Below are 21886 nucleotides of genomic sequence, written 5' to 3' on the forward strand. Positions count from 1 at the left end.
CGCACCTTTGCGGATGCCGCTCACGACCTCGTTGCTCGGCTGCGAGAAGACCCAACTACGCGGCGGGAGCCGTAAGGTCGGCGTCCCACCCCGTCGCGACGATGAGGAGGTCCCCCAAACGGATGGGCGGTGAGTGTCCGCTATGCGGCAGCAGCGCGGAGACGCGTCGCGAACGTCGTTGGCGGGTGGGGAGCGGAAGTTGCCGGTCACGCTCCTATCGCAGCATGATGCACCCATGACCAATCGACTGGCGAGGTATCACAAGGTCGCCGCGCTCGCTAACGAGCCGACGCTCCTTCGCAGGCTAGTGGCCGCCGCCGTCTCGGGCGTCATCGCCTTTCTCCTCGTACAGTTGCTCCTTGGCGTGCTGTGGCGTGCCGGCTCGAGCGCCATGCTTTTCGCCTCAACAGCCCTTGCCTTAGCAGCGGCGGTAGCAGCAACGACGATGAAGCCAGTCCGGGCGGTAGTTTACGGAGTGCTTGGCGCGATGTGGCTGCTCTTGGAGCTCTTGGTGTCAGCCCTAGGAGCTATCGCCGCCATTATCGGCTAGACGTCTGCCTCGGGTCGCCGCGTCCGCTGACGGCGCGGACGACGAAGGTCAGCTTCGGGAGCCCGCGCCGTCGCCTGAAATCGACCCCTCGCTGAATTTCAGAACGTCCGCAATAGGGAGCAGCGGCATCGGCTGGCCATGACGTTAGCCGCCGTCTGATCGTCGGACCGCTAGGTCAATACGCTTCACCTGCGCGGGCGAAAGCCACCCCCTGAAGGGCGTCAATACTTTGACGTACTCAGCGTAGCGGCCCTGCTCCCACATACGAGCTGCGATCGAGAGGGCCTGCTGAAGGTCGCGTTTTGCCAGGCCTTCATCGCGCTCCCGCCTCTGCTCTGCGAGCCACTGTTTGGTTACCGGCCTTTCCAATTGCGCGAGCGCGATGTCCGGCGAATCTATCGAACCGGCCCACTTCAGAAAGCGGTCCTCAGCGGCATAAATAGTGAGAGCGCGATCTCGACCTTCCCAAATCAGGAGCTGTTCCGGGAGATCGTGTCGAGACAAGCCAATTAGCCAACTCCCGCAATGGTCAACATCGGTCCTACTCCAATCGACGTGGAAGTCGGCTTTGGACACGAGAGCTAAGTAGCCTTCTAATTCAAGTGTCGACATGCTGCGAAGCTACGTCCGCGCACGACCGCAATCCACCCCTCGCTGACGTTCGCGAGGCCCGCCTCCGAGGCGGCCCGCGAACGTTCGCTTTGATCAGCGACGAGATTGTCCGGGATCGACCCATCTAAGACCTTCGACGACGCGCCCGCCGGACTAGGTTCGCTTGGTCATGGCCGCGATCAGATCGGATGAGCATCTTCAACCCAGAGACGAGATACCTTCCAGGAGTCACGCCACACGAGACGCACTCAACGCGGGATCGAAGGCAAATTAGGCATACCAGCTCAACCTTGACAGCAAGATACCAGCCTGCGCGCAATATAAATCTTCTATGGGAGGTCTATAATGCAATCTGAGGTACCGTTCGGAGAATCTGGGGGGCCAGTTGCTGCTGACAAGAGCTTGTCTCCTATTCCGGGTTCCGAGAGATATGACGAAGCCGACAAATCGCTGAATGCCTATTTTGTATCGCTGGGAGACTGTCCGGTTTCTGGCGGCGGTACGCTATGGGCTATCGTGAATAACAGTAATAGGTCCGCCAGAATCACGATTAGGGTCGACGTTGACAATTCCCGCGGCGAACATGGATCGTTTTCGAGAGACTATAATTTGGCGCCTGGTCAGCAACAGAATGTGGGATGTTCTCAACAAACCACCAGCATTCCGTTTGAGTATTACGGTTACACGATCACCAACGTCAGTTAGCTTGAAAGTACCGCGCGCGAGACGCGCGGTACTATCCGCCCCTAGGACGACGGGCGCAGGTCCGGTACACCCGTCGCGGACGTTCGGGGGGTCCGCTCGCGGGCACCGGGCGCAGAATGTCTGAAAAGCGCCCAGGTGCGAAGGTCCGCAAACCACCCTCTCGGTCCGCTTAGCGACCGGCCGCCGGCGACGTGCGATCGCCTGGGCGGCCACCTACACAGGGGTAAGCGCCGTGCTTCGCCACACATAGGAAAAACTTGAACGCACCCGTTTAATCCCGAGAGGTGCCCACCCTCATGTCGAGCCTTATACCTAGGGCGAACGACAGGGCCGCGACGGAGACCGCTGCTCGATCCTTGGCTGTTCGCGGCTGAGCGGTGGGAGCAGGCCAAGCTCCGCTTTTGTTTTGAGCTGGGAAAGGGACGACCCGCGTCCGATATGAGACGGTCACCAGAGCTGCCACCCCAACCAGGGGTATAAGGGACCCTGCATGGCAAGTGGCCGCCAACACATGGGACCGGGGTCACGCTTCGTCGATGTCTTCTAAGGCCTCGGTCTTGGGCGCTCGCAGAGCTGTCATGCGCTCGGTGGCCTTGCGTAGGGCATCACGCTGGTCGGTCTCCCGGAGTCTGGCATAGCGAGCAGTTGTCGATACCTGGGTTTGACCAAGTGCATTTCCGATGGTGGCGAGTGGCACGTTCTCGGCCAGCATGAAGCTGGCGGTCGTTCGGCGCAGATCGTGTGTCCGTGCATTCTCGATCTTTGCTTCCGCAATGATCCAGGCCCAGGCCCGCTTCAGGTCGGATCGCGGGCGTCGGACATCGAGGCTTGGCTTCCGGGGATCAGGCTTCGCGTTTTTGCCCGGGAATAGATAGCGCCCTAGCGGATCGTTGGATCGCATGTCGCGGAGCAGCTCCAAGGACGGCCCGTCGAGGTGTAGGCGGTGCTGACGTTTGGTCTTCGTGTGCGACGACGGCTTTTCCCAGACACCTTCGTCTAGATCGAACTGAGTCCATTCGGCCTTCACGACCTCCTGCAACCGAGCACCGGTGAACAAGAGCAAACGGATGGCGTTCGCTGGGCTCTGGTTCGGATATTGATCACACGCGGTAAGGAGGCGGACGACCTCGTCATCCGAGAAGTTTCGCCAGCGCTGGTCTTCCGGGAATTTCTTGATGCCCTTGCAGGGGTTGGTCGAGCGCATCTCGTGCTCAATGGCGAGGCTGAACATCTTGCTCAAGACGGCGAGCAGCCGGTTTGCTTGGTAGACGCCAGCAGCGGCTTTTGCGTCTCCGTGCAGTCGGCGGATGTCGGCCGGGCGGACCTCTGCAACCTTCCGAGAGCCAAGGTTGGGGATGGCATACTTTTCGAGTACGTGACGGGCATCCCGCACGGTGCGCGGTCGGAGGGCGGCAGCCACGGCGTAGTCCTTGCAATAATGGTCGCATAGCGCGGCGACGGTCGGTGCGGCGCGCAATGAGCGGCGCTCCGCGCTCGGGTTCACGCCTTGCTTCACTTTCGCAAGCTCCGCTCGCGCTAGATCGCGGGCCTCATTCACGGTGAGGGTGGGGTAGTTGCCGACGGTGATCCTGCCCTGAGTGCCGGACGCCGTACGATACTGAGCGATGAAGCTTTTTGTGCCAGCGTTCGTCACGCGCACACCGAACCCCGGCAGGTCCGCGTCGAAGGTAACTGACCCCTTGGCAGCCTGATCAACCACCGTCTTGGTTAGGCGGACATTCGATCTACGCGGCACGCGACACCCCCACTTGCATTCAAGGCGTCGCTTTAGGCTGCGACCTGTCGTGGAAGCAAGATGGAAGCATGGTGGACCGAGCGTCACCGTTATGCGCCGTAGTGCGCCGTAGGTAACAATGGGCTAACATATTGGAATAATGGATATACCAGAAGCACGCCGGTCTCTGCCGTAGCCCGCCGTAGTTACGGGACGCAAATTCGTAATGCGTAGGTCAGGTGTTCGAGTCACCTAGGCGGCACCATCCGGGGTTTCCAAAATCCAGGCTCCACACGCCCGGCGCGCCGAGAATTCGCACGCGTTGTTGAGGTTGCGGTCGCCGGATTTTCCCCAACGTAAGTTCGCCTGCTGCCGGTCCTGAGTCAGGCGCGGCTCGCGCAAAGGGCGAGCAGACGTGCGTCTCGATTCAACCCATGCTTGGTGCCGGCCGCCGATCGGGGGACGGGACCAGCATGCTAGAGTCGACTGCGGACATCGCGGATCCGGATGGATTTATCCGGTACTCGCGTACCGTCGCCCTGACACGGCTCGCCCTGGTGGCCGCCTTCGTCGCGTTGTTGGCCGCCTTCACCCCCTGGCGGATCGCCCTGCTGGGCGTTCTGGAGTTCGGTCTCTACCTGACCATGCTCGTCGCGACCGAGGTCGCGGTTCGCCGGAGCGATCGGCTGGCGGCGTCGCGACGCCTGCGCTGGCAGACCGACGTCCTGATGCTGCTGTTGGTGGCCAACGCCTGCTGGCTGGCGGTGCAGATCCGGCTCTACGGCGAGCCCATCATGCAGGTCGAGGCGGCGCTCCTGGCGATCTGCGTCCTGCTGTTCGCGGCGCTGCGGGTGCATATCGGCCGCGTCAGCTACGTCGTCGGAATCGTTCCCCCTGCCGTCACGCTGCTGTGGATCGCGATCGATCTGGACCAGCCGCTGCTCGACGACCACTACGCCCTGGCCATGCTGCTGTTCGTCGCCGCCGTCCTGCTGGCCACCTCCCGGCAGCAGGCCACCGATCGGGCGTTGACCCGGGCAATGCAGGCGCTAGTGCGCAAGAACCTGGCGCTGGGCCAGGCCATCGAGGAGGCGAAGACCGCCGGCCGGGCCAAGACGCGCCTGCTGGCCGTCGCGAGCCACGAGATCCGCACGCCGCTGAACGCCGTGCTCGGCTTCGGCCAAGCGCTGCGCCGCCAGCCGCTCACGCCCGCCCAGGCCGACCTCGCGCGCGGTGTGGTCGAGGGCGGCGAGCAGCTCACGCGTCTGCTGGACGGTATCCTGGAGCTGGCGGACGCCGAGGCCGGCGTCGCCCAGCTGAACCCGGCTCCCCTCGACCTGCGGGCCTTGGTCGTGGCGGTGATCGGGGTCTGGCGCAGCCATGCGGCGACGATCGGGGTGGACCTGGGCTTCGAGGACGCCGATCCGTCGCTCGAGTTCGCAGTCGTGGCCGACGCCGGCCGGCTGGAGCAGACGCTGGTGACCCTGGTCGCCAACGCCCTGAAGGCCACATCGGCTGGCGGACAGGTCACTGTGCGTCTCGCCGGCGTGGCGCGGGACGAGATGCTGGGGGTGATCGTCGAGGTGCGCGACAGCGGCCCGCGGCTCACCGCCGAGGACCGCGCGCGGAGTTTCGAGGCGTTCGACCAGACCGCGAGAGGAGGGCTGGTCGGAGACAGCGGCCTTGGGATGGCGGCCTGCGCCGCGAGCCTGCGCCTGATGGGTGGCGAGGTCGGGGTGGAGGACCTGGCGAACGGGGGCGACGGCGCGGTCTTCTGGCTGGCGTTCAACGCGCCGCGGCACGTGTTCCCGGAGGGCGCCGCGATCGCCGATGGCGCGCCGACCCGCCGGCTCCGCGTGCTGGCCGCCGAGGACAACGCCGCCAACCGCAGGGTGCTCGCGGCGCTGCTGGACGGCGCGGCCGTGGAGCTTTCCTTCGCCGAGGATGGGGCCCAGGCCGTGGCGGCGTGGCGTGCGCAGGCCTACGACCTCGTCCTGATGGACGCCAACATGCCGGTGATGGGTGGGGCCGAAGCCGTGCGCGAGATCCGGGGCGCGGAAAACGTGGCCCGGCGCACGCCGATCTGGATGCTGACTGCCAATGTCGCGGCCGAGGACCTGGACAGCTATCTCGCGGCGGGCGCCGACGGCGTGCTGCGCAAGCCTGTCGACGCCGCGGCGCTGTTCGAACTGATCGCCGGGCTGCGGGGCGGCTAGTCGGTCTTGAAGGGCCCGTGGCTGGAGGTCTGGATGTCCTCGAGGCGCTTGCGGGACTCGCGCTTCAGCCGGTCGCGTTCGCTCTTCAGCATGCAGGTCTTCTGCGGAAGGCGCGAGCCGATGGGCGTCTCGGAGCGGCAGACGATGGGGTCCTTGGCGGGCGCCGCCGCCTTGGCGGACGGGCTGTCGCCGGCTGTCCCCTGGGCCAGCAGGAGCGCGACGGAGAGGGCGGCGATCATAGCCACCTCGCCTAGGCCGCAAGCCCGGCGCGGGCCGTGACCTGCGCCTGGAAGAGATAGCCGCCGCCGCGCAGGGTCTTGATCATCTCGCCCGCGCCGTCGCAGGCCGACAGCGTGCGACGCAGCCGCGCGACCCGCGCGTCGATCGACCGGCCGCCGGTGGTGGCCCCGTCGCCATGCAGCAGCGCCACCAGGGTGTCGCGAGGCAGCACCTCGCCCGGTCGCGCGGCCAGCGTGCGCAGCAGCGCGGCGTCGGCGGGGCTCAGGCGCACCGTGCGGCCCGTCGGTGAGGTGACGTAGCCGAGCTCGGCGTCGAAGCGCCAGGTGTCCACCGCGGCCTGGGCCGTCTGACGCGCCTGCCGGGCCGAACGGCGCAGCAGGGCGCGGACCTTTGCCAGCAGTTCCAGGGGATGCGTGGTCTTCGGCAGGACGTCGTCCGCGCCGAACTCCAGACCGGCCACCCGGTCGAGCGTGTCGGCGGCGCGGGCGAAGACCAGCACCGGCGCGGTCTCGGCGTCGGAGAGCTTGCGGCACAACGCCAGGCCGTCGGCGTCGGGCAGCGCGGTCTCGAGGATCACCAGGTCGGCGCCCTCGGCGTCCAGCATCGGCTGCGCCTCGGCGGCGGAGTCGGCGCGTTCCACCTCGAAGCCGTGGCGGCGGAGCATGTCGAGGCCCGGTTCGATGGCGCCGGCGTCGGCGTCGATCCACAGCACGCGGAGAGATCCTTGCGCGACGGGCGGCCGAATCGGTGCGGCGCCGGCGGCAAATTCGAAGGCGACTGCGGTCATGTTGGCTCCGTCCCGGTCAAGGCGCCGGCGATACACGTCCTGGCGCAAGGACTTTAGACTGGGACATGGAGCTTTCGTGACGACTTCTCGTCATACTTTGCATGAGGACATTTCATATGTCCCCTCGCTGTGATAATTGTAACGGCAGGTCCCGGCTGTTTTCTTTTTGCAACATTCTTCCAGGAACAACTTCACGCCGCCAGCCGTCCTCGCCATCGGCGGGGCCGCGCCTCCCAACCGCATCAGGACCATCATCTATCTGTTTTATATTCCTTTATTCGCGCTCATCGAGCGAATTCGGGGGTGCGAAGAGCCGGCCCTCATGAAACCTCCTCATGAAAACGAGAAGACAAATTCAGTAAAGAGGCGCTCTACACGACAATAGTTTTTCTCCAGCGGCGCTCAGGCGCGCAACCGGTCGGTCCGGTTGCGCAGGGGGCCGGCTTTTCATGTGGGGATCGGCCGGGCGGCCTCGCCGCCCAGGGCCGCTGGAGGATTTGGACTTTGAACATCAAATACACGCGTGAACACCTGCTGGCGTCGTCGATGATCTGTGGCGTCGCCCTCCTGGGCCTCGCCACCCCGGCCTTCGCCCAGACCGGCGGCGAAGACGAAGTCGCCGAGGTCGTGGTCACCGGCACCCGGATCCCGAGCCCGAACGTCAACAGCGTCAGCCCGGTCCAGATGGTCGGTTCGGAGGAAGTGGCCCTGGGCGGGCGCCCGGTCACCGCCGACATCATCAACCAGCTGCCCCAGGTGGCGCAGAACAGCCAGACCGGCCTCTCCACCACCTCGAACCCGCTGTCGGGCCCGGGCGGCGTGGCCACGGTCGACCTGCGCGGCATCGGCCAGCAACGCACCCTGGTGCTCGTCGACGGCCGTCGCCTCGGCATCGGGGACCCGAACACCGGCAACACCAACCCCTCGCCCGACCTGAACCAGATCCCGTCGCAGCTGATCGAGCGCGTCGACGTGCTGACGGGCGGCGCCTCGGCGACCTATGGTTCGGACGCCATCGCCGGCGTCGTGAACTTCATCATGAAGCGGGACTTCGAGGGCATCCAGGTCGACGCCAACTTCGGCGTCTATCAGCACAACCAGCACAACGAGTTCGTCCAAGGCCTGCTGCCCGCGCGCGGCGTGACCAAGCCGGGCAACAAGTGGGACGGCGAGTCCCAGGACTTCAGCGTCATCATGGGCGCCAACCTGGATGAGGGCCGCGGCAATGTGACGGCCTACTTCACCTACCACGACCAGAAGCCAGTCCGGCAGAACCAGCGCGACTACTCGGCCTGCCAGGTCGTGGCCTCGGCCGCGGGCGTGGCGAGCTGCGCCGGTTCGCCGAACTCGAACCAGTGGCTGCTGGCCAGTGGCGCGGCCTTCGCCCTGCCGGGCTCCCCGACCCAGATCGCCGTGACGGGGAACAACTTCTCGGCCTGGAGCGGCACGGCCAGCACCACGCCCCCGCCGTTCTTCAACTCCAACGACTACGCGTACCTGATGCAGCAGGGCACCCGTTACACGGCCGGCTTCATGGCCCGTTACGAGGTGAACAAGCACGCCGAGGCCTACGCGGACTTCGGCTTCATGAACGACCGCTCGAACGTGCTGATCGCGCCGACCGGCCTGTTCCAGGGCACGGGCGCGACCGCGAACGGCGGCTTCCTGGTGAACTGCAACAACCCCTTCATGAGCGCCCAGCAGCGCGGCGTGCTGAACTGCTCCGCGGGCGACATCGCTTCGGGCGCGACGCGCGAGCTGCTGATCGGCCGCCGGAACATCGAAGGCGGCGGCCGCAACCAGTTCTACGAGCACACGAACTACCGCGCCGTCGGCGGCGTGCGCGGCGAGATCGTCGACTCGTGGAAGTACGACGCCTACGGCTCGTACTACTACACGTCCCTGAACCAGGCGGCCGAGAACTACCTTTCGGTCTCGCGCCTGCAGAACTCGCTGCTGGTCGTCCAGACTCCGACGGGGCCGCAGTGCATCTCGGGCGGCTCGTGCGTGCCCTACAACATCTTCGCCGACGGCGGCGTGACGGACGCGGCGCTGGGATACCTGGACATTACGGGCACCTCGCGCGGCACGATCACCGAGCGGATCTTCGAGGCCGTCATCACCGGCGACCTGACCGACTACGGGATCAAGTCGCCTTGGGCGACCAACGGCGTGGGCGTGGCGTTCGGCTTCCACAACCGTCGCGACCACCTGGAATACGAGCCCGACGCGGCGCAGCTCTCCGGCGACCTGTCGGGGGCGGGCGGCGCCTCCACGCCGATCAACAACAGCCTTCGCGTGAACGAAGGCTTCGCCGAAGCCCGGGTGCCGATCGTCCAGGACATGCCCTTCGCCGACCAGCTGACGGCCGAGCTGGGCTTCCGCTACTCCAAGTACTCCACGGGCGCGAAGGCCGAGACCTATAAGCTCGGCCTGCTCTGGGCCCCGACCGACGAGATCCAGTTCCGGACCTCCTACAACAAGGCGATCCGGGCGGCATCGATCCTCGAGCTCTACACGCCGCAGGCGGTGACCAACACCAGCCAGGTGGCGGAGGATCCCTGCGCCGCCGGCGCCGTCAATCCGGCCACGGCCGCCGCCTGCGCGAACACCGGCGTCACGGCCGCGCAGTACGGCGTGATCCCGCAATGCCCGTCGGGCCAATGCTCGGTGCTGAACGGCGGCAATCCGCTGCTCGACCCGGAAACGGCCAAGACGTTCTCGATCGGCGCCACGGTCCGGCCGAACTTCATCCGCGGCTTCACCGCCAGCGTCGACTACTTCCACATCGACCTGAAGGATGTGATCGGCGCGATCCCGCTGGGTGTGATCCTGCAGCGCTGCCTCGAAAGCGGCGACCCCACCTTCTGCAGCCAGATCCGGCGCGCGCCGAACGGCATCCTGTTCGGCTCGAGCGTCACGGGCGCCGGCTACATCAACGGCACGAACGTGAACGTGGGCGCCCAGGAAAACTCGGGCCTCGACGTGCAGGCGACCTACCGCCTGCCGATGAGCGACTGGGGCCTGGACAGCTGGGGCGACGTGAGCGTGAACCTGACGGGGTCCTACCTGCTGAAGTTCACCACCACGCCGCTGCCGGGCGACGACGACTACGATTGCGCCGGACTGTTCGGCCCGCAGTGCCAGACGCTGAACCCGCGCTGGCGCCACACCCTGCGGATCAACTGGAACACGCCTTGGAACGTCCTGGCTTCGGTCGCGTGGCGCTACATCGGCGGAACCACCTTCGAGGCGGACACCGACGAACCGACGATCGGTCAGAACGCCCGCAACGCGTTCAACCACAAGCTGCCTGAGCGGAGCTACATCGACCTGTCGGCGGTGTGGAACGTGAACGACAAGTTCTCGGTCAGGGGCGGTATCAACAACGTCCTCGATCAGGATCCGCCGCTGGTGAACAACCGCATCTCCCAGACGGGTTCGCCGAACACCTATCCGACCTACGACCTGCTGGGCCGGAAGATGTTCATCGGCTTCACCGCGAACTTCTAGAACCAGCGTGGCGGCTTCGGCCGCCGCGCCCCGAGGAGATGGAGAGGACTCCCGCGCCAGCGGGGGTCCTTTTCATTTCCGGCGTTCGGGAACCCATTGGCGGCGAAGGACTTCCGGCAGCGCAGGTTGTTGGATGAGTGTCGTGGGTCGTACCGAGTACTACCGAGCCGAAGCCGAGCGCGTGCAGCGCCTGGCCGAAGAGTCCGCCCCGGGGCAGGGCCGCGAACAGTTCGAGCGGGTGGCGGCCGAGTATCGGCATCTGGCGGAATATTACGATGTGCCCCCGGCGCGCCCGGTAGCCGCGCATTAGCCCTTCGACGCCGCCCTGCGGATCGCGAACGCCTGCGAGACCAGCTCCGCCCTGCCAAAGACCGTCATGAACGCGATGTCGGCCGCGTCGAGGCCGGTCGCGACGCGGACGAGGCCTTCGACCGGCGCCTTGCCCGTCGGGTCGACGAGCCGCCAGCGGCCGCCCAGGTAGACCTCGGCCACCGCATGCAGGTCCGGCGGCTTCAGCTTCCAGGCATAGGCGCTCACCGCGCGGGCGGGAAAGTCGGCCGCGCGGAACAGGGCGATCGCCAGATGGGTGAAATCCCGGCAAACGCCCGCGCGATCCACGAAGGTGTCTTGGGCAGTGGTGGTCGCGTCGCTGACGCCGGCGCGATAGTCGAGATGACCCTGGATCCATTCCACGATGGCGGCGGCCTTGTCGCCGCCCTGGAGGTCGCCGAACTCGCGTTGCACGAAGCTTTCGAACCGGTCCGAGGGACAATAGCGGCTGGCGCGCAGGTAGCGCAGCGCCTCGCCCGGCAGGTCTCGGATCGCCACGGCGGCCGCGCCGGCGAGGGTCGCGTCGCGCGCCAGCACGTCCACCTCGGCCTCATAGGCGATCTGGACGCGCCCTTCTGCGGTGAAGACCGCCCGACGCTCGCCGGTGACGGAGTCGTCCAGTCGCGACAGGTCGGCCGTGGGTGTCACGGTCAGCCGTTCCCGCCGGACCGCCTGGTCGTGGGCCCGCGCCGCTTCGAGCAGCAGGAGCACCTCGCAGCTTTCGGCGAAGTCGTAGGTGAGGTCGGCGCGGATATGGAACGGCATGCGACCGGCCAACGCGTGGCCGCAGCAAGCGTTGCCGTCCGTCAGGCGGCGTGGAGCACCGGGGCCGGGCCTGGATCGAGGGCGGCGGCCAGCCAGTCGACGAAGGGCCGGATCACGTCGGCGCGCGGCGAGGCCGGATTCCAGACGGCGGTGTAGTCCTCGCGCAGGCTGGCCTCGGCTTCGAAAAGCCGCACGAGCCGGCCCGAGCGCAGGTCGTCGCGCACGAGCAGGCCGCGCGCCAGGCACACGCCGGCTCCGTTGCGGGCGAGCTCCAGGGCGGCCAAGGGGCTGTCGGCGGTCAAGGTGGCGTGGGTCGGCAGGTCGCTGAGGCCCACCTGTTCGAGCCATAGGCGCCAGGGGTGCTCCGGCTGGTGGATCAGGGCGGCGCGCACCAGGTCTTCCGGCCGCCGGGGGAGGTCGGCGGACGGGGCGGCCACCGGGAACAGCGCCTCCCCGGACAGCCGGCGCTGGGTCAGCCCCGCGCAGGCACCCGCGCCGTAGAGGATCGCCACGTCGGCCTCGCCGGCATTGACCTCCGAGGCGCCGGTCACGGTGCGGAGCTCCAGTTCCCGGTCGGGATGGCCCGCCAGGAAGCCGGGCAGCCGGTTGGCGAGAACCCGCTCGGCAATGCCGGCGGTGGCGGCCACCACCAGGCGCGCGCGGCTCGGTCGGGCCGGGGCCTCGAAAGCCTCGGAGATGAGGTTCAACGACAGGCGCAGGCGGCTGACGAAGGCGCGGCCGGGCTCGGTAAGCACCACGGTGCGGCCGAAACGGTCGAACAGGTCGACCCCAAGGCGCAGCTCCAGCGAGCGGATGGCGTGGCTGATCGCGCTCTGGGTCAGGTTGAGCTCGTCGGCGGCCTTGGTGAAGCTCTCATGCCGGGCCGCGGCCTCGAAGGCGGCGATGGCCCTCAGCGATGGCGGACGCACCGGCACGACGACTTCCCCTCTTCAACGCACGGGAACACGGACCCGCGAGCCGAGGATGCTCGCTTGGGAAAAGTCTTCATGCGAAATGCGGCGAAGGGGGCGAGCGGCGCCGTCGAATGGGACCATTTGCGGCGAACGGGCGCCGTACGTCGACGAGCGGCCTTGGACTGTCACGGGATTACGACAGAATGTGACGGTGTGGGCGTTCGAACAGACTGCCCGCAAATCCTCGGGGGCGGAGCATTTCCTTTCGCCAATTCGGCCGAACGATCGGCGGAAATGCTCCTGGGAAGGGCTGAATGCGCCTGTCGCGTCCAAACAACTACCTGATCGCCAACGGCGTCCTCTGGGCCCTGACGTACCTGATCGTCACGGCGCGCATGCTCGCCGACCCGATGCCGCACGCCGGGGACATGGCGGTTCGGCGCTTCGGGATGGCCGTGTTCGGCTTCGTGGCCTGCCTGTTGATCGGCAAGATCCTGTCGCTGCTGGCGGAACAGCCGGTCTGGCGGCGCCTGGTGGCGGCCGTCCTGCTGTCGGTGATCGGCGGGTTCGCCTACTCGATGGTGAACTACGCGGCCTTCTACCTGATCTGGCCGATGTGGAAGGTCGAGCCCTGGTCGCCGATCTCCATCGCCTACACCGCCTCGATGTTCTTCTGGACCTTCATCTCGTGGTGCGCCCTGTATTTCGCGATCCGCTACGAGGAGGAGCTGAAGGAGAAGAACCTCCGGCTGGTGGCCTCGCAGGCCATGGCGATGGACGCGCAGAACCGGATGCTGCGCTACCAGATCAATCCGCACTTCCTCTTCAACACGCTGAACGCGCTCAGTTCGCTGATCCTCGCCAAGGAGAACGAGCGGGCCGAGCGCGTGGTGCTGTCGCTGTCGAGCTTCCTGCGGCACACGCTCGAGAAGGAACTGCCCGACAAGGCGCCGTTGGCTGACGAGATCGAGGCCCAGCGCCAGTACCTGCTGATCGAGCAGGCCCGTTTCGAAGACCGGCTGAATTACGTCGAGACAATCCCACCCGACCTGCGCGATGTGCTTGCGCCCAGTCTGATCCTGCAGCCGCTGGTCGAGAATGCGGTCAAGTACGGCGTGGCGCGCTCGAACGCCACGGTCACCATCGAGATCAAGGCGGAGGCGACGGACGGACGGCTCCGGTTGACCGTGACCGACGACGGTGGCGACGGCGCGGGCCTCGCGCCCCCCAAGCTCGGCCTGGGGCTGGAGAACGTGCGCCGCCGGCTGGATCTGATCTACGGCAAGGCGGCTGAGCTCACCTGCGGGCCGCGGCGTCCGCATGGCTTCCTGGCGTCGGTGGAAATTCCCCTGGAGCGGGCATGATCCAAGGCAGCATCACCCCGGGCCACGTGCGGCCCCTGCGCGTCGCCCTGGTCGACGACGAGCCACCGGCCTTGCGCCGACTGCAGATGGCCATCGACAAGGCTGACGGCGTCGAGGTCGTGGGCCAGGCCGGCAACGGCGAAGAGGCGCTGGCGCTCATCCGCCGCGGTGGAATCGACGTGGTCCTACTCGACATCCGCATGCCCGGGCTGTCCGGACTGGACCTGGCGCGCGCGATCGATCCGGCCGAGGCGCCGGCCTTCATCTTCGTGACCGCGTTCAGCCGCTTCGCCACCGACGCCTTCGAGCTGGCGGCTGTGGACTATCTGCTGAAGCCGGTCGAGTTCGAGCGGCTGCACGCGGCGCTGGAAAGGGCGCGCCTAAGGCTTGCGTCCCGTGCGGCGACGTCCCGCATCGCCGAGCTGGAGGAGGTGGTGGCCGCCCTGCGCGCCGCCGACGCCGAGGCTCCCGAAACCGGCTTCGCCGAAGAGATCTGGGTGCCCGACCGGGGCGACCGCCTGCGCCTGCCCGTCAGCCTGATCGACTGGGTGGAGGCTGAACGCGACTACGTGCGGATCCACAGCCGCGGCCGCAGCTTCCTGGTGCGCAAGGCGATACGCAAGCTGCAGGCCGAACTGGACCCGGCTGACTTCCTGCGCGTCCATCGCGGCGCCCTGGTGCGCCGCGACCGCATCGTACGCCTCGCGCGCCGACCAGGGGGGCCGGCCGCCGTGGTGCTGCAGTCTGGGGCCGAGGTGCCCGTGGCGCGCCGGCAGGCGGCCCAGGTGCGCAAGGTGGTGGGAACCCGCCTCGGCTAGAGCTTGTTGGGTTCAGACGGCCTCATCTCAACCCAATAAACAGGCTCGATCTCCTTGACCTAGAGCGGGGCGCAGGTCGACAGGTTGACCGGCGTCGCCTCGGCGCGGGTCCAGGTGTCGCCGGCTTTCGAGAAGGTGGCGAAGGCCGAGCCGGACTTGCCCGTCGAGCCGTCGGGGTTGCGGCCGGCGAACGTCATGGCGGCGATGACCTGCGCCTTGATCCCCTTGGCGACCTCGTCCGGCGTGATCTCCTGCGCGGCCTTGCACATGACCTGGAAGTCCTGGCAGCCCTTGCCCTCGACCTTGTTGGCGCAGGCGGAGTGACCGGCCTCGATCTCGGTGCGCCACGCCAGGATCTGGCTGTCGAGACCGGCATACGGGTCGCTTGAGGTGGTCTTGGCGCCGCCACCCTGGCTGCACGCGGCGAGGAGGGCGGCGAAAAGGGCGGCCACGACGGCAGGTCTGATCACAGAAGACTCCGATGAGAATCCGCAGCGCATAGCCCGAAGATCAAGGCGCGGGTGTGACGAATCGACCAGACCCGGAAATTAGTTGGCCGGCGCCGCGACGGTCATCACCGGACCGATCTCGTCGTGCAGCACCAGGTCCGCGTACGGGTCGAGCTCGGTCTCCTCCCGGTTCACGATCGCCAGCCGGGCGCCGTTTCGCTTGGCCATGATCGGGAAGCCGGCGGCGGGGTAGACCACTAGCGACGAGCCCAGCACCAGGAAGAGGTCGCAGGCCAGGGTTTCGGCCTCGGCGCGGGCCATGGGGCCGGCGGGCATCGCCTGGCCGAACGAGATGGTGGCGGTCTTGACGACGCCGCTGCACGACCGGCAGGCGGGCAGGTCGCCCGTGGCCTCGTAGAGCGCCTTGAGGTCCTCCAACTCGTGGCGCAGGCCGCACTCCAGGCACGTGGCGTAGCTGGCGTTGCCGTGCAGTTCGATCACCTGGCCGGCCGGCACGCCCGAGGCCTGGTGCAGATTGTCGACGTTCTGGGTGATGACCGACGTCGCCTTGCCCTGCGCGATCAGCCGGGCCACGCCCATGTGCCCCGCGTTGGGCTCGCGGCCGACCCAGCCCGCGCGCCCGCTGAAGGCGCGGTCCCAGGCTTCGCGGCGGCGCTCCTCGCTGGCCACGAAGTCCTGGAAATAGATCGGCTTCATCTTGCTCCACACCCCGCCGGGGCTGCGGAAGTCGGGGATGCCGCTTTCAGTGGAGATTCCCGCCCCGGTGAACACCACCACGCGGCGGGCGTCGGCGATCAGGCGCGCAAGTTCGGCTCGGCTGGACATGGATGCGAGCTTAGCGCGGGAAGCCTCAGGTGATGAAGGGCGGCACCCAACGACCCCAGCGACCATTGAGGTTCGGCTCTTCCTCTGGCCGCAGCTTGTCCACCGCGCGCGGGCCGGGGTGGAAGCTGAGGCGGTTGCGCACGTCGCGCACTCCGGCGGTCTCCCGGGCCAGCATCTCGGCATGGGCGATGTCGGAGGCGCCGGGGACCTCGCCGCTCAGCGTCACCACACCGGCATCGGCCGACACCTCGATGTCGCGGGCGTCCAGCAGGCGGTCTTCCATGAGGCGGTCCGAGACTTCGTCGATCAGGCGACTGTCGGTGAGGGTCCAGCCTCGCGGTCCCTTGCCGGCGTGAAGGCCCTGGCGATCGTCCATGGGAGGCTCCTTTCTCAAAGCTGCACGGTTTGAAAACCTGCGAGCGGGCGGAGCGTTCCGTGATGCTGGGATGGGGATCGGCCCGACCTCGGTCGGGGGGGATGCCAGGGTGTTGGTCGGGCCGATCCGGATCGTCCGTGTCCGACAGGCAAGTCGTTGGACGATCGCGGTTATAACTTTTGATGATCGGGCGGGTTCCCGAAGGCCTGCGCGAATTCCGCCGGGTCGGCGTCGATCTCGAGCCGCTTCACCCGCGCGGTCTCGCCGCCGGCGATGCGCACCGCCGACTTGGGAATCCGCATGGCCTTCGCAAGCAGGACGACCACGGCGGCGTTGGCCGAGCCGTCGGTCGGGGCCGCGCTCACGCGCACCTTGAGGATGGGCCGGCCCGCCTCGTCGAGGCTCCAGCCTTCGACGGCGTCGCGGCCGCCGCGCGGCGTGACCCTGACGGTGAGCCGGATCAGCCGATCAAGCCGATCAGCGGCCGGAAGAGCCAGGGCAGGAGATAGCCGCGGACGCCCTGAAGAATCAGGATCGCGATGATCGGGCTGATGTCGACGCCGCCGAGCGGCGGGATCAGCCGCTGGAAGGGCCGCAGAACCGGGGTGGTCACCGCGTCCAGGAACCGCGCCACTCCATAGACGAACTGGTTGCGCAGGTTGATCACGTTGAAGGCGACCAGCCACGACAAGATCGCGCTGACGATGATCGCCAGAATCAGCAGGCCCAGCAGCCCATCGATCACGAAGTAGAGAAAGCTGATCATGGGGCGGTTCTACCGGCCTTTGCGGCTGTGGCAAGGCGACGCTGCGCAGAGGCGCTTGACAGGTGGGGTCTCTATCGCCTTATTCCGCGCCTTCCTGGGGCCGTAGCTCAGTTGGTAGAGCGCCTCGTTCGCAATGAGGAGGTCAGGGGTTCGACTCCCCTCGGCTCCACCAGGATTTCTGATGTCCTTGCACCTGCAAGGAAAGTGTTTGCATTCAAGGGCTTTGGGGGCTCTCGGTGCACACGCTTGGCACACAAAGCCCATTGGAGCCCAACTTGTCCCGCAGCCTACAACACCTCCAATCCCGCGACGGCGTGTGGCACTTCCGCATGCGTGTCCCTGAAGAACTCCAGCCCATCGTCGGCAAGCGGGAAATCAAGCGCTCCCTTCGGACGCGCGACGCCCGCGAGGCGAAAAGAATACTTCCGCTTGAGGTTCTGAGGGCGCGGGCGACCCTCGATCACGCGCGGCGCACGTTGGTGCAGGCAGGAAGCGCCGCGCCGCGCGCCGTTCTGGCAGAGGATGAACTGTGGGGGCTGATGTCGCGGTGGTTCGTGCGTGCCCAGCAGCGCGACCGAGGACTGACGGCGGGTGAGATCGACGCCTGCGCTCTCAGCGAAGAACTGAGCGACACTCTTGATTGGAGCCAATCCGAACCGTCAACTCGTCAGGCGGTTCGAAAGCTGCTCGATGCCGAAGGCGTCGAACTTGATCAGAGCAGCCCCGATTTCCTAAGGCTCCAGTCGCTAATTCAGGAGGCGAACGCCGAGCGGCTGAAGCGGCTCATAGTTCGTTTCGGTGGCCCGAAGGACGTGTCGCTAAATCCTGAGTTGGCAGGGCTGACGGCGCGGGCGGAGATCACTGAACTTCGCTCCGTCACCCTGACGCAGCTTATCGAACGGTTTTCCAAGGAACCGGCGCAAGCCTGCTTGGCCCCCAAGACGGCCAAGAAGCGCGAGGCTCAATATCGCCTGTTCAAGGAATACTTCGGCGCGGGCGCGCGTGTTGATCGCATCGAGCGTGATCAGATGCGCGCTTTCCGGGACGACCTTTGCCGTCTGCCCGCCAACGCGAAGCAGCGCTTCCCCGGCCTGTCGGTTCGGAAGCTTCTCGACCTTCCAGAGAACGCCAAGGGGGCTCGCCTGAGCCCAGCCACCGTGAACGCCTATCTCGCGGCCCTCACGACGCTGTTTCAATATGCGGTTCGCGAGGGCCATGTGAAGGCGGACCTCACGTCCCACCTCCTCGTGCCAGACGATGTGCGACCGGAGGACAAACGCCTCCCCTTCGATGACGATGATCTGGCGGTGATCTTCTCGGCTCCCCTGTTTGTCGGCTGCGTGGACGATGGCGCTGGGTATGCGCAGCCAGGGTCTAGGAGGCCGCGCAGGGGCCGCTACTGGGTGCCTCTGATCGCGCTGTTTTCCGGACTGCGGTTGGGCGAGGTTTGCCAACTTACCGAGGATGATATTGCGGTGGTCGGCGATCACACCGTCATCCGCGTCACGGACAGCCCGGACGGCACGAAGCGCCTGAAGACGCCAGCGGCCCGGCGGATTGTTCCCGTCCACGACGAACTGAAGAAGCTCGGTTTTCTGACCTACGTTGACGAAATTCGCCGCCTACATCGGCCAGGATCGCGCCTGTTCCCCGATCTGTCCCTAGCCAGCACCGGATACGCGAGCGACAATTTCAGCAAGTGGTTCGCACGCTTCCTGGATAGCTGCGGCGTCTCCGACCGCAGAAAGGCGTTCCATTCGTTCCGCCATTCGTTCCGCGACGCCCTACAGGCGGCAGGGACTTCGCAGGAGCGCGCGCGGATGATTGGCGGCTGGGCCGGTGAGGGCACAGACAAGCTGTATGGGGGCTCGCCGATGGTGCTGGCAGCGGTCTTCGCCGAAGAGATCGGGAAGGTCAGGTATCCCGCCCTGGATTTGTCGGGGCTCTATCCAAGCTAGGCTCGGCTGAAGGGTCTGAGCGGCTACCGTGCACCAATGTATCAAGGACTGCTGACAACGCCGTCTGCCGCCATGTCACGATGGGTCTACCGCTCAATGGAGCGGCATCGCTTGGCTCCAAGCTGAACAACATCTAGTTTCCCCGCTCATCCATGCGCGTCGTGGAGTTTTGACGTCGAGCCAGGAGAGCGGGTTGCCAATCTGGCTGACAATTATCGTAACGGTGGTGAGCGTTCTTGGTGCTGTGGTCACCGCCCTGGCCACCCTCCTACTCTGGCGGGTCACGAAGGTGCTGGCTGTCGAAACGCGTCGCATGGCCGACGCCAGTTCACAGCCCCATGTTGTTGCCACCATAGAGCCCAATCGCTGGTCGATGATCCATGCGGACTTGCGTGTTGAGAACACTGGGAACGCCACCGCGTATGATATCGAAGTCGAATTTGATCCGCCGTTGCAGAACGGAGAGGCTCGCTCAGACAAGCAAGTTCCGTTGCAGCGCTTGAGCGTGCTGAAGCCGGGCCACGGCATCGCAAGCTACTTAACAGAGTTCGAGCCCATCATTGATCAGAAGTATACCGTTGCGGTCACGTGGAAGCGTTCCCGAGACGATAAGGTGCGCGAGAATAATACTTACGAACTAGACCTCGGTGCCCTCAAGGGCATCTCTCGACTGGGGGCTTCTGACCCGGCCGTGCAAATCGCAGAGCAGATGAAGAAGCTGCGAGAGGACTGGCAAACCGTCGCCAGCACCTTCAAGAAGGTGAAGGTGGATGTCTACACGTCAGCAGACCGTCTACATGAGCAACGCGCATTGGAGCGGCGTTGGCGGCGCGAAGAACGGCAGCGGGCCAAGCCCGAGCGCGATTGATTGACTACCTCCCGCATTTCCGGCTCGCTTATCGTCCGCACCAAATCCTAGCTGAAGGCCGCGATCCTCGCTGAGGAGATGGCTAGGTCCCTCATCCTGGCCTGGACCGTTGCAACCCAAATTGACGCTGGCCCAGCCGGGTGGCCTTTGCCTCAAGCCAGACCGTCACCACTTGCGAGTGTGATGACATTGATCGTTCCCGATGCTGTAGACGCCGTGATCGCCTCCTTCGATGCGAAGACGGAGCCATTTGAGGCAAGTGATGTGGCAAGTGCACTGCAAGCGGCCCGCAGTGACCTTACGTCGCCCTCAGGCGAGGAGAACAAGGGTGCCTGGGCCGAAGTTTTGGCTTTTGCGCTGATGCCCACCCATGCGCGACCCAGCGAATGGGGGACATTCTTCGGTCCGATGGCATCGGGCACCCGAGGCGATGGCACACCATTCTTCTCGCCTGACATTGCTGATGCCGACGCCGAAATTGTTGACCATTGGAAGGGTCGGTCCGGAAGTGTGAGCCACCCGATCCTGCGCGCTCGCTATGCCGATCTGGTCTGGGATTTGGCCCAGAAGATAACGGGAAGGGGCGCGAGCAGCGCGTTTGCCACGATAGCAATCAATGCCTATTTGGCGGCGGCTCAACGCCCCGATAGGGAGCTTCACTTCGCAGTTGAGGGTGCCAAGCGAGCGCTTTCGCTCGCTATGACCCTGAAGGATGGTCCTCTCTTAGATGCGGCGCGCACCACCCTGCTGAGCTTGCACTCCGTCGCCATTGAGGCTGGTGGGCGACCGCTTCAAGTTTATGACGCTCTTGTCGCTGACAAGCGAACGAGGCTCACCGACGCTGAGCGAGTGGGCTTGGTCGAAGGGCTCGAAGCCCTATTGCTTCGACTTTCCGACGCGGCTGGCCAGGACTTCGACCCCCACGGCTCTCAGGACGTAGCTGAACGTCTGTTGAAGCACTACGGGCGACTGGGCGCCCGTTCCGAGGCCGTCCGCCTCCACCGCACGATCGCCGGGACCTTTGAACACTTTGCCGGCCTGGGTGACGCAATGTTGGCATCCGCTGCGTTGCAGACTGCGATGGATGGTTACAAGGCCGCTGGCGATCGTAAGGATGCTGAACGCATAAGACGGCTGATGGCCGAGAAGGTGCGCGAGGCTCGTGAGCAGATGTCGACATTTTCGCACACCGTCGAGATCAGCGCCGAAGATCGTGAAAGGTTTCTAGCCGCCGTTGTCGTCGCCAGCGGTCCCGAAACGCTGATGCGGATAGCGGGAGAATTCCTGCTCAAACGAGCGACCCTTGAAAAGGAAATCCAGGAGCAAAAGGAATCCGCGCCTCTGATGGCCATGATCGGGCAAACGATCATGGGCGAAGACCACGTGGTGGCCACGGTTGGCTCCGTTGAAGACGACCCCTATGGCCGTGTTCTGCGGCAAGCTCTCTGGCAGATCAACTTCTCGACCACATGGCTATCCTGGGCGGTGCGACACGCCATGGAGGTGCACAACATCGCGACCGATCATTTCGTCGCTTGGGCCAACAGAGGCGGCTTGTTCGGCGATGGGACCCTGTTGCGGCAGGGCGTGGAGGCATGGTTGTCGGGCGATCATACCAAGGCCATTCATGTGCTGATCCCACAGGTAGAAGGGGCGTTGCGCGAACTTGTCGGGCGCGGTGGTCACGCCACCACCAAACCACACCCTGCATTCAAGACTGCGCAGGTTGCCATCGGTATGGGTGACGTCATTTACAACAAGGGTGCGATGGCCTCACTCGGAGCGATGGGCGATGACGTCGCGCTGCATTTTGCGACCATCTATGCCGACCCGCGCGGCATGAACCTTCGAAACGAATTTGCCCACGGCTTGCTGCACGCCGACGCCATGAACGAGGGCACGACCCTTTGGATTGTGCACTCGCTGCTCTTGCTGGGTGCGCTGGCGGACCCTGCTCGGGACGATGATTCAGGCGTCGTCACTGTCGAGTGACGCCGACGGCAAGATTCGTCACCTTCAGGAGTTCGGCACTCAAGCCAGATTGGTTCTGATCCAGTCTCGCTCGGGGATTTGT

At 65.7% G+C, this 21886-nt stretch carries 20 protein-coding genes and 2 tRNA genes; 11 read left to right on the plus strand and 11 right to left on the minus strand.

Going from position 1 to position 21886, the window contains the following annotated elements; all coding sequences use genetic code 11:
• The first annotated feature begins 235 nt into the window (after nt 1-235).
• Entirely contained in the window at nt 236-550 is a 315-nt protein-coding gene (locus ACODSY_RS01645; protein WP_488949883.1) for a hypothetical protein, read from the plus strand.
• A 144-nt stretch (nt 551-694) separates the two neighbouring features.
• On the opposite strand, the gene ACODSY_RS01650 is transcribed toward ACODSY_RS01645, so the two are convergent.
• Both ACODSY_RS01650 and ACODSY_RS01655 read right to left on the minus strand, forming a co-directional pair.
• Nucleotides 695-1162, minus strand: coding sequence for a hypothetical protein (locus tag ACODSY_RS01650; protein ID WP_488949884.1), 468 nt, complete (start codon nt 1160-1162; stop codon nt 695-697).
• 1228 nt (nt 1163-2390) lie between these two features.
• Nucleotides 2391-3587, minus strand: coding sequence for a tyrosine-type recombinase/integrase (locus ACODSY_RS01655; protein WP_488949885.1), 1197 nt, complete (start codon nt 3585-3587; stop codon nt 2391-2393).
• A gap of 210 nt (nt 3588-3797) precedes the next feature.
• Here ACODSY_RS01655 and ACODSY_RS01660 point away from each other — a divergent pair.
• Nucleotides 3798-3867, plus strand: a tRNA-Thr gene (locus ACODSY_RS01660).
• 208 nt (nt 3868-4075) lie between these two features.
• A complete protein-coding gene (locus tag ACODSY_RS01665) occupies nt 4076-5818 on the plus strand; it encodes a response regulator (protein WP_488949886.1) in 1743 nt (580 codons plus the stop codon).
• On the opposite strand, the gene ACODSY_RS01670 is transcribed toward ACODSY_RS01665, so the two are convergent.
• Together ACODSY_RS01670 and ACODSY_RS01675 are read right to left on the minus strand one after the other, a co-directional pair.
• Nucleotides 5815-6057 (minus strand): hypothetical protein, encoded by a 243-nt coding sequence (locus ACODSY_RS01670; RefSeq protein WP_488949887.1) that lies wholly within the window; start codon nt 6055-6057, stop codon nt 5815-5817. The genes ACODSY_RS01665 and ACODSY_RS01670 overlap by 4 nt on opposite strands.
• A gap of 11 nt (nt 6058-6068) precedes the next feature.
• On the minus strand, nt 6069-6845 hold the full coding sequence (locus ACODSY_RS01675) for a response regulator transcription factor (protein ID WP_488949888.1): 777 nt from the start codon (nt 6843-6845) through the stop codon (nt 6069-6071).
• Between the two features lie 504 nt (nt 6846-7349).
• On the opposite strand from ACODSY_RS01675, the gene ACODSY_RS01680 reads away from it, so the two are divergent.
• Together ACODSY_RS01680 and ACODSY_RS01685 are read left to right on the plus strand one after the other, a co-directional pair.
• Nucleotides 7350-10358: a TonB-dependent receptor domain-containing protein gene (locus ACODSY_RS01680; RefSeq protein ID WP_488949889.1), complete on the plus strand. Its 3009-nt coding sequence runs from the start codon at nt 7350-7352 to the stop codon at nt 10356-10358.
• A 142-nt stretch (nt 10359-10500) separates the two neighbouring features.
• A complete protein-coding gene (locus ACODSY_RS01685) occupies nt 10501-10668 on the plus strand; it encodes a hypothetical protein (RefSeq protein ID WP_488949890.1) in 168 nt (55 codons plus the stop codon).
• Here ACODSY_RS01685 and ACODSY_RS01690 read toward each other — a convergent pair.
• Nucleotides 10665-11453: a transglutaminase-like domain-containing protein gene (locus ACODSY_RS01690; RefSeq protein WP_488949891.1), complete on the minus strand. Its 789-nt coding sequence runs from the start codon at nt 11451-11453 to the stop codon at nt 10665-10667. The two genes, ACODSY_RS01685 and ACODSY_RS01690, sit on opposite strands and share 4 nt — an antisense overlap.
• Nucleotides 11454-11494: 41 nt before the next feature.
• Nucleotides 11495-12388 (minus strand): LysR substrate-binding domain-containing protein, encoded by an 894-nt coding sequence (locus tag ACODSY_RS01695; protein WP_488949892.1) that lies wholly within the window; start codon nt 12386-12388, stop codon nt 11495-11497.
• Between the two features lie 293 nt (nt 12389-12681).
• On the opposite strand from ACODSY_RS01695, the gene ACODSY_RS01700 reads away from it, so the two are divergent.
• Together ACODSY_RS01700 and ACODSY_RS01705 are read left to right on the plus strand one after the other, a co-directional pair.
• Entirely contained in the window at nt 12682-13731 is a 1050-nt protein-coding gene (locus tag ACODSY_RS01700) for a sensor histidine kinase (protein ID WP_488949893.1), read from the plus strand.
• Entirely contained in the window at nt 13728-14549 is an 822-nt protein-coding gene (locus ACODSY_RS01705) for a LytR/AlgR family response regulator transcription factor (protein ID WP_488949894.1), read from the plus strand. Before ACODSY_RS01700 ends, ACODSY_RS01705 begins: the two co-directional genes overlap by 4 nt.
• 59 nt (nt 14550-14608) lie before the next feature.
• Here ACODSY_RS01705 and ACODSY_RS01710 read toward each other — a convergent pair whose 3' ends face one another.
• The 5 genes from ACODSY_RS01710 to ACODSY_RS01730 form a co-directional block, all read right to left on the minus strand.
• On the minus strand, nt 14609-15019 hold the full coding sequence (locus ACODSY_RS01710; RefSeq protein ID WP_488949895.1) for a hypothetical protein: 411 nt from the start codon (nt 15017-15019) through the stop codon (nt 14609-14611).
• 78 nt (nt 15020-15097) lie between these two features.
• Nucleotides 15098-15844 carry an SIR2 family NAD-dependent protein deacylase gene (locus ACODSY_RS01715; protein WP_488949896.1) on the minus strand — a complete coding sequence of 249 codons (747 nt, stop codon included), beginning with the start codon at nt 15842-15844 and terminating at the stop codon, nt 15098-15100.
• 25 nt (nt 15845-15869) lie between these two features.
• Complete coding sequence (locus ACODSY_RS01720; protein WP_488949897.1) at nt 15870-16220, minus strand: BON domain-containing protein; 351 nt, start codon at nt 16218-16220, stop codon at nt 15870-15872.
• Nucleotides 16221-16390: 170 nt separating this feature from the next.
• Nucleotides 16391-16681, minus strand: coding sequence for a DUF167 family protein (locus ACODSY_RS01725; protein ID WP_488950152.1), 291 nt, complete (start codon nt 16679-16681; stop codon nt 16391-16393).
• Nucleotides 16681-16986, minus strand: a complete 306-nt coding sequence (locus ACODSY_RS01730; RefSeq protein WP_488949898.1) for a YggT family protein — start codon at nt 16984-16986, stop codon at nt 16681-16683. The genes ACODSY_RS01725 and ACODSY_RS01730 overlap by 1 nt, the downstream gene beginning before the upstream one ends.
• 96 nt (nt 16987-17082) lie before the next feature.
• Here ACODSY_RS01730 and ACODSY_RS01735 point away from each other — a divergent pair.
• The 4 genes from ACODSY_RS01735 to ACODSY_RS01750 all read left to right on the plus strand — a co-directional run bounded on the left by ACODSY_RS01735 (nt 17083) and on the right by ACODSY_RS01750 (nt 21804).
• A tRNA-Ala gene (locus tag ACODSY_RS01735) sits at nt 17083-17158 on the plus strand.
• A gap of 103 nt (nt 17159-17261) precedes the next feature.
• Entirely contained in the window at nt 17262-18944 is a 1683-nt protein-coding gene (locus ACODSY_RS01740) for a DUF6538 domain-containing protein (protein ID WP_488949899.1), read from the plus strand.
• Between the two features lie 193 nt (nt 18945-19137).
• Nucleotides 19138-19812, plus strand: coding sequence for a hypothetical protein (locus tag ACODSY_RS01745; protein WP_488949900.1), 675 nt, complete (start codon nt 19138-19140; stop codon nt 19810-19812).
• 183 nt (nt 19813-19995) lie between these two features.
• The gene (locus tag ACODSY_RS01750) at nt 19996-21804 is read left to right on the plus strand and encodes a DUF7380 domain-containing protein (RefSeq protein ID WP_488949901.1); all 1809 of its coding nucleotides are present in this window, start codon (nt 19996-19998) and stop codon (nt 21802-21804) included.
• Nucleotides 21805-21886 lie beyond the last annotated feature (82 nt).

It is taken from the genome of Phenylobacterium sp. FG114, from assembly GCF_057809855.1.

Bases quoted from the DNA above. Each gene is read 5' to 3' on its own strand.
- ACODSY_RS01720 (WP_488949897.1), bottom strand. From the start codon at position 16,220: ATGGACGATCGCCAGGGCCTTCACGCCGGCAAGGGACCGCGAGGCTGG.
- ACODSY_RS01750 (WP_488949901.1), top strand. From the start codon at position 19,996: ATGACATTGATCGTTCCCGATGCTGTAGACGCCGTGATCGCCTCCTTC.
- ACODSY_RS01715 (WP_488949896.1), bottom strand. From the start codon at position 15,844: ATGTCCAGCCGAGCCGAACTTGCGCGCCTGATCGCCGACGCCCGCCGC.
- ACODSY_RS01705 (WP_488949894.1), top strand. From the start codon at position 13,728: ATGATCCAAGGCAGCATCACCCCGGGCCACGTGCGGCCCCTGCGCGTC.
- ACODSY_RS01665 (WP_488949886.1), top strand. From the start codon at position 4,076: ATGCTAGAGTCGACTGCGGACATCGCGGATCCGGATGGATTTATCCGG.
- ACODSY_RS01675 (WP_488949888.1), bottom strand. From the start codon at position 6,845: ATGACCGCAGTCGCCTTCGAATTTGCCGCCGGCGCCGCACCGATTCGG.
- ACODSY_RS01650 (WP_488949884.1), bottom strand. From the start codon at position 1,162: ATGTCGACACTTGAATTAGAAGGCTACTTAGCTCTCGTGTCCAAAGCC.
- ACODSY_RS01730 (WP_488949898.1), bottom strand. From the start codon at position 16,986: ATGATCAGCTTTCTCTACTTCGTGATCGATGGGCTGCTGGGCCTGCTG.
- ACODSY_RS01645 (WP_488949883.1), top strand. From the start codon at position 236: ATGACCAATCGACTGGCGAGGTATCACAAGGTCGCCGCGCTCGCTAAC.
- ACODSY_RS01690 (WP_488949891.1), bottom strand. From the start codon at position 11,453: ATGCCGTTCCATATCCGCGCCGACCTCACCTACGACTTCGCCGAAAGC.
- ACODSY_RS01700 (WP_488949893.1), top strand. From the start codon at position 12,682: ATGCGCCTGTCGCGTCCAAACAACTACCTGATCGCCAACGGCGTCCTC.
- ACODSY_RS01670 (WP_488949887.1), bottom strand. From the start codon at position 6,057: ATGATCGCCGCCCTCTCCGTCGCGCTCCTGCTGGCCCAGGGGACAGCC.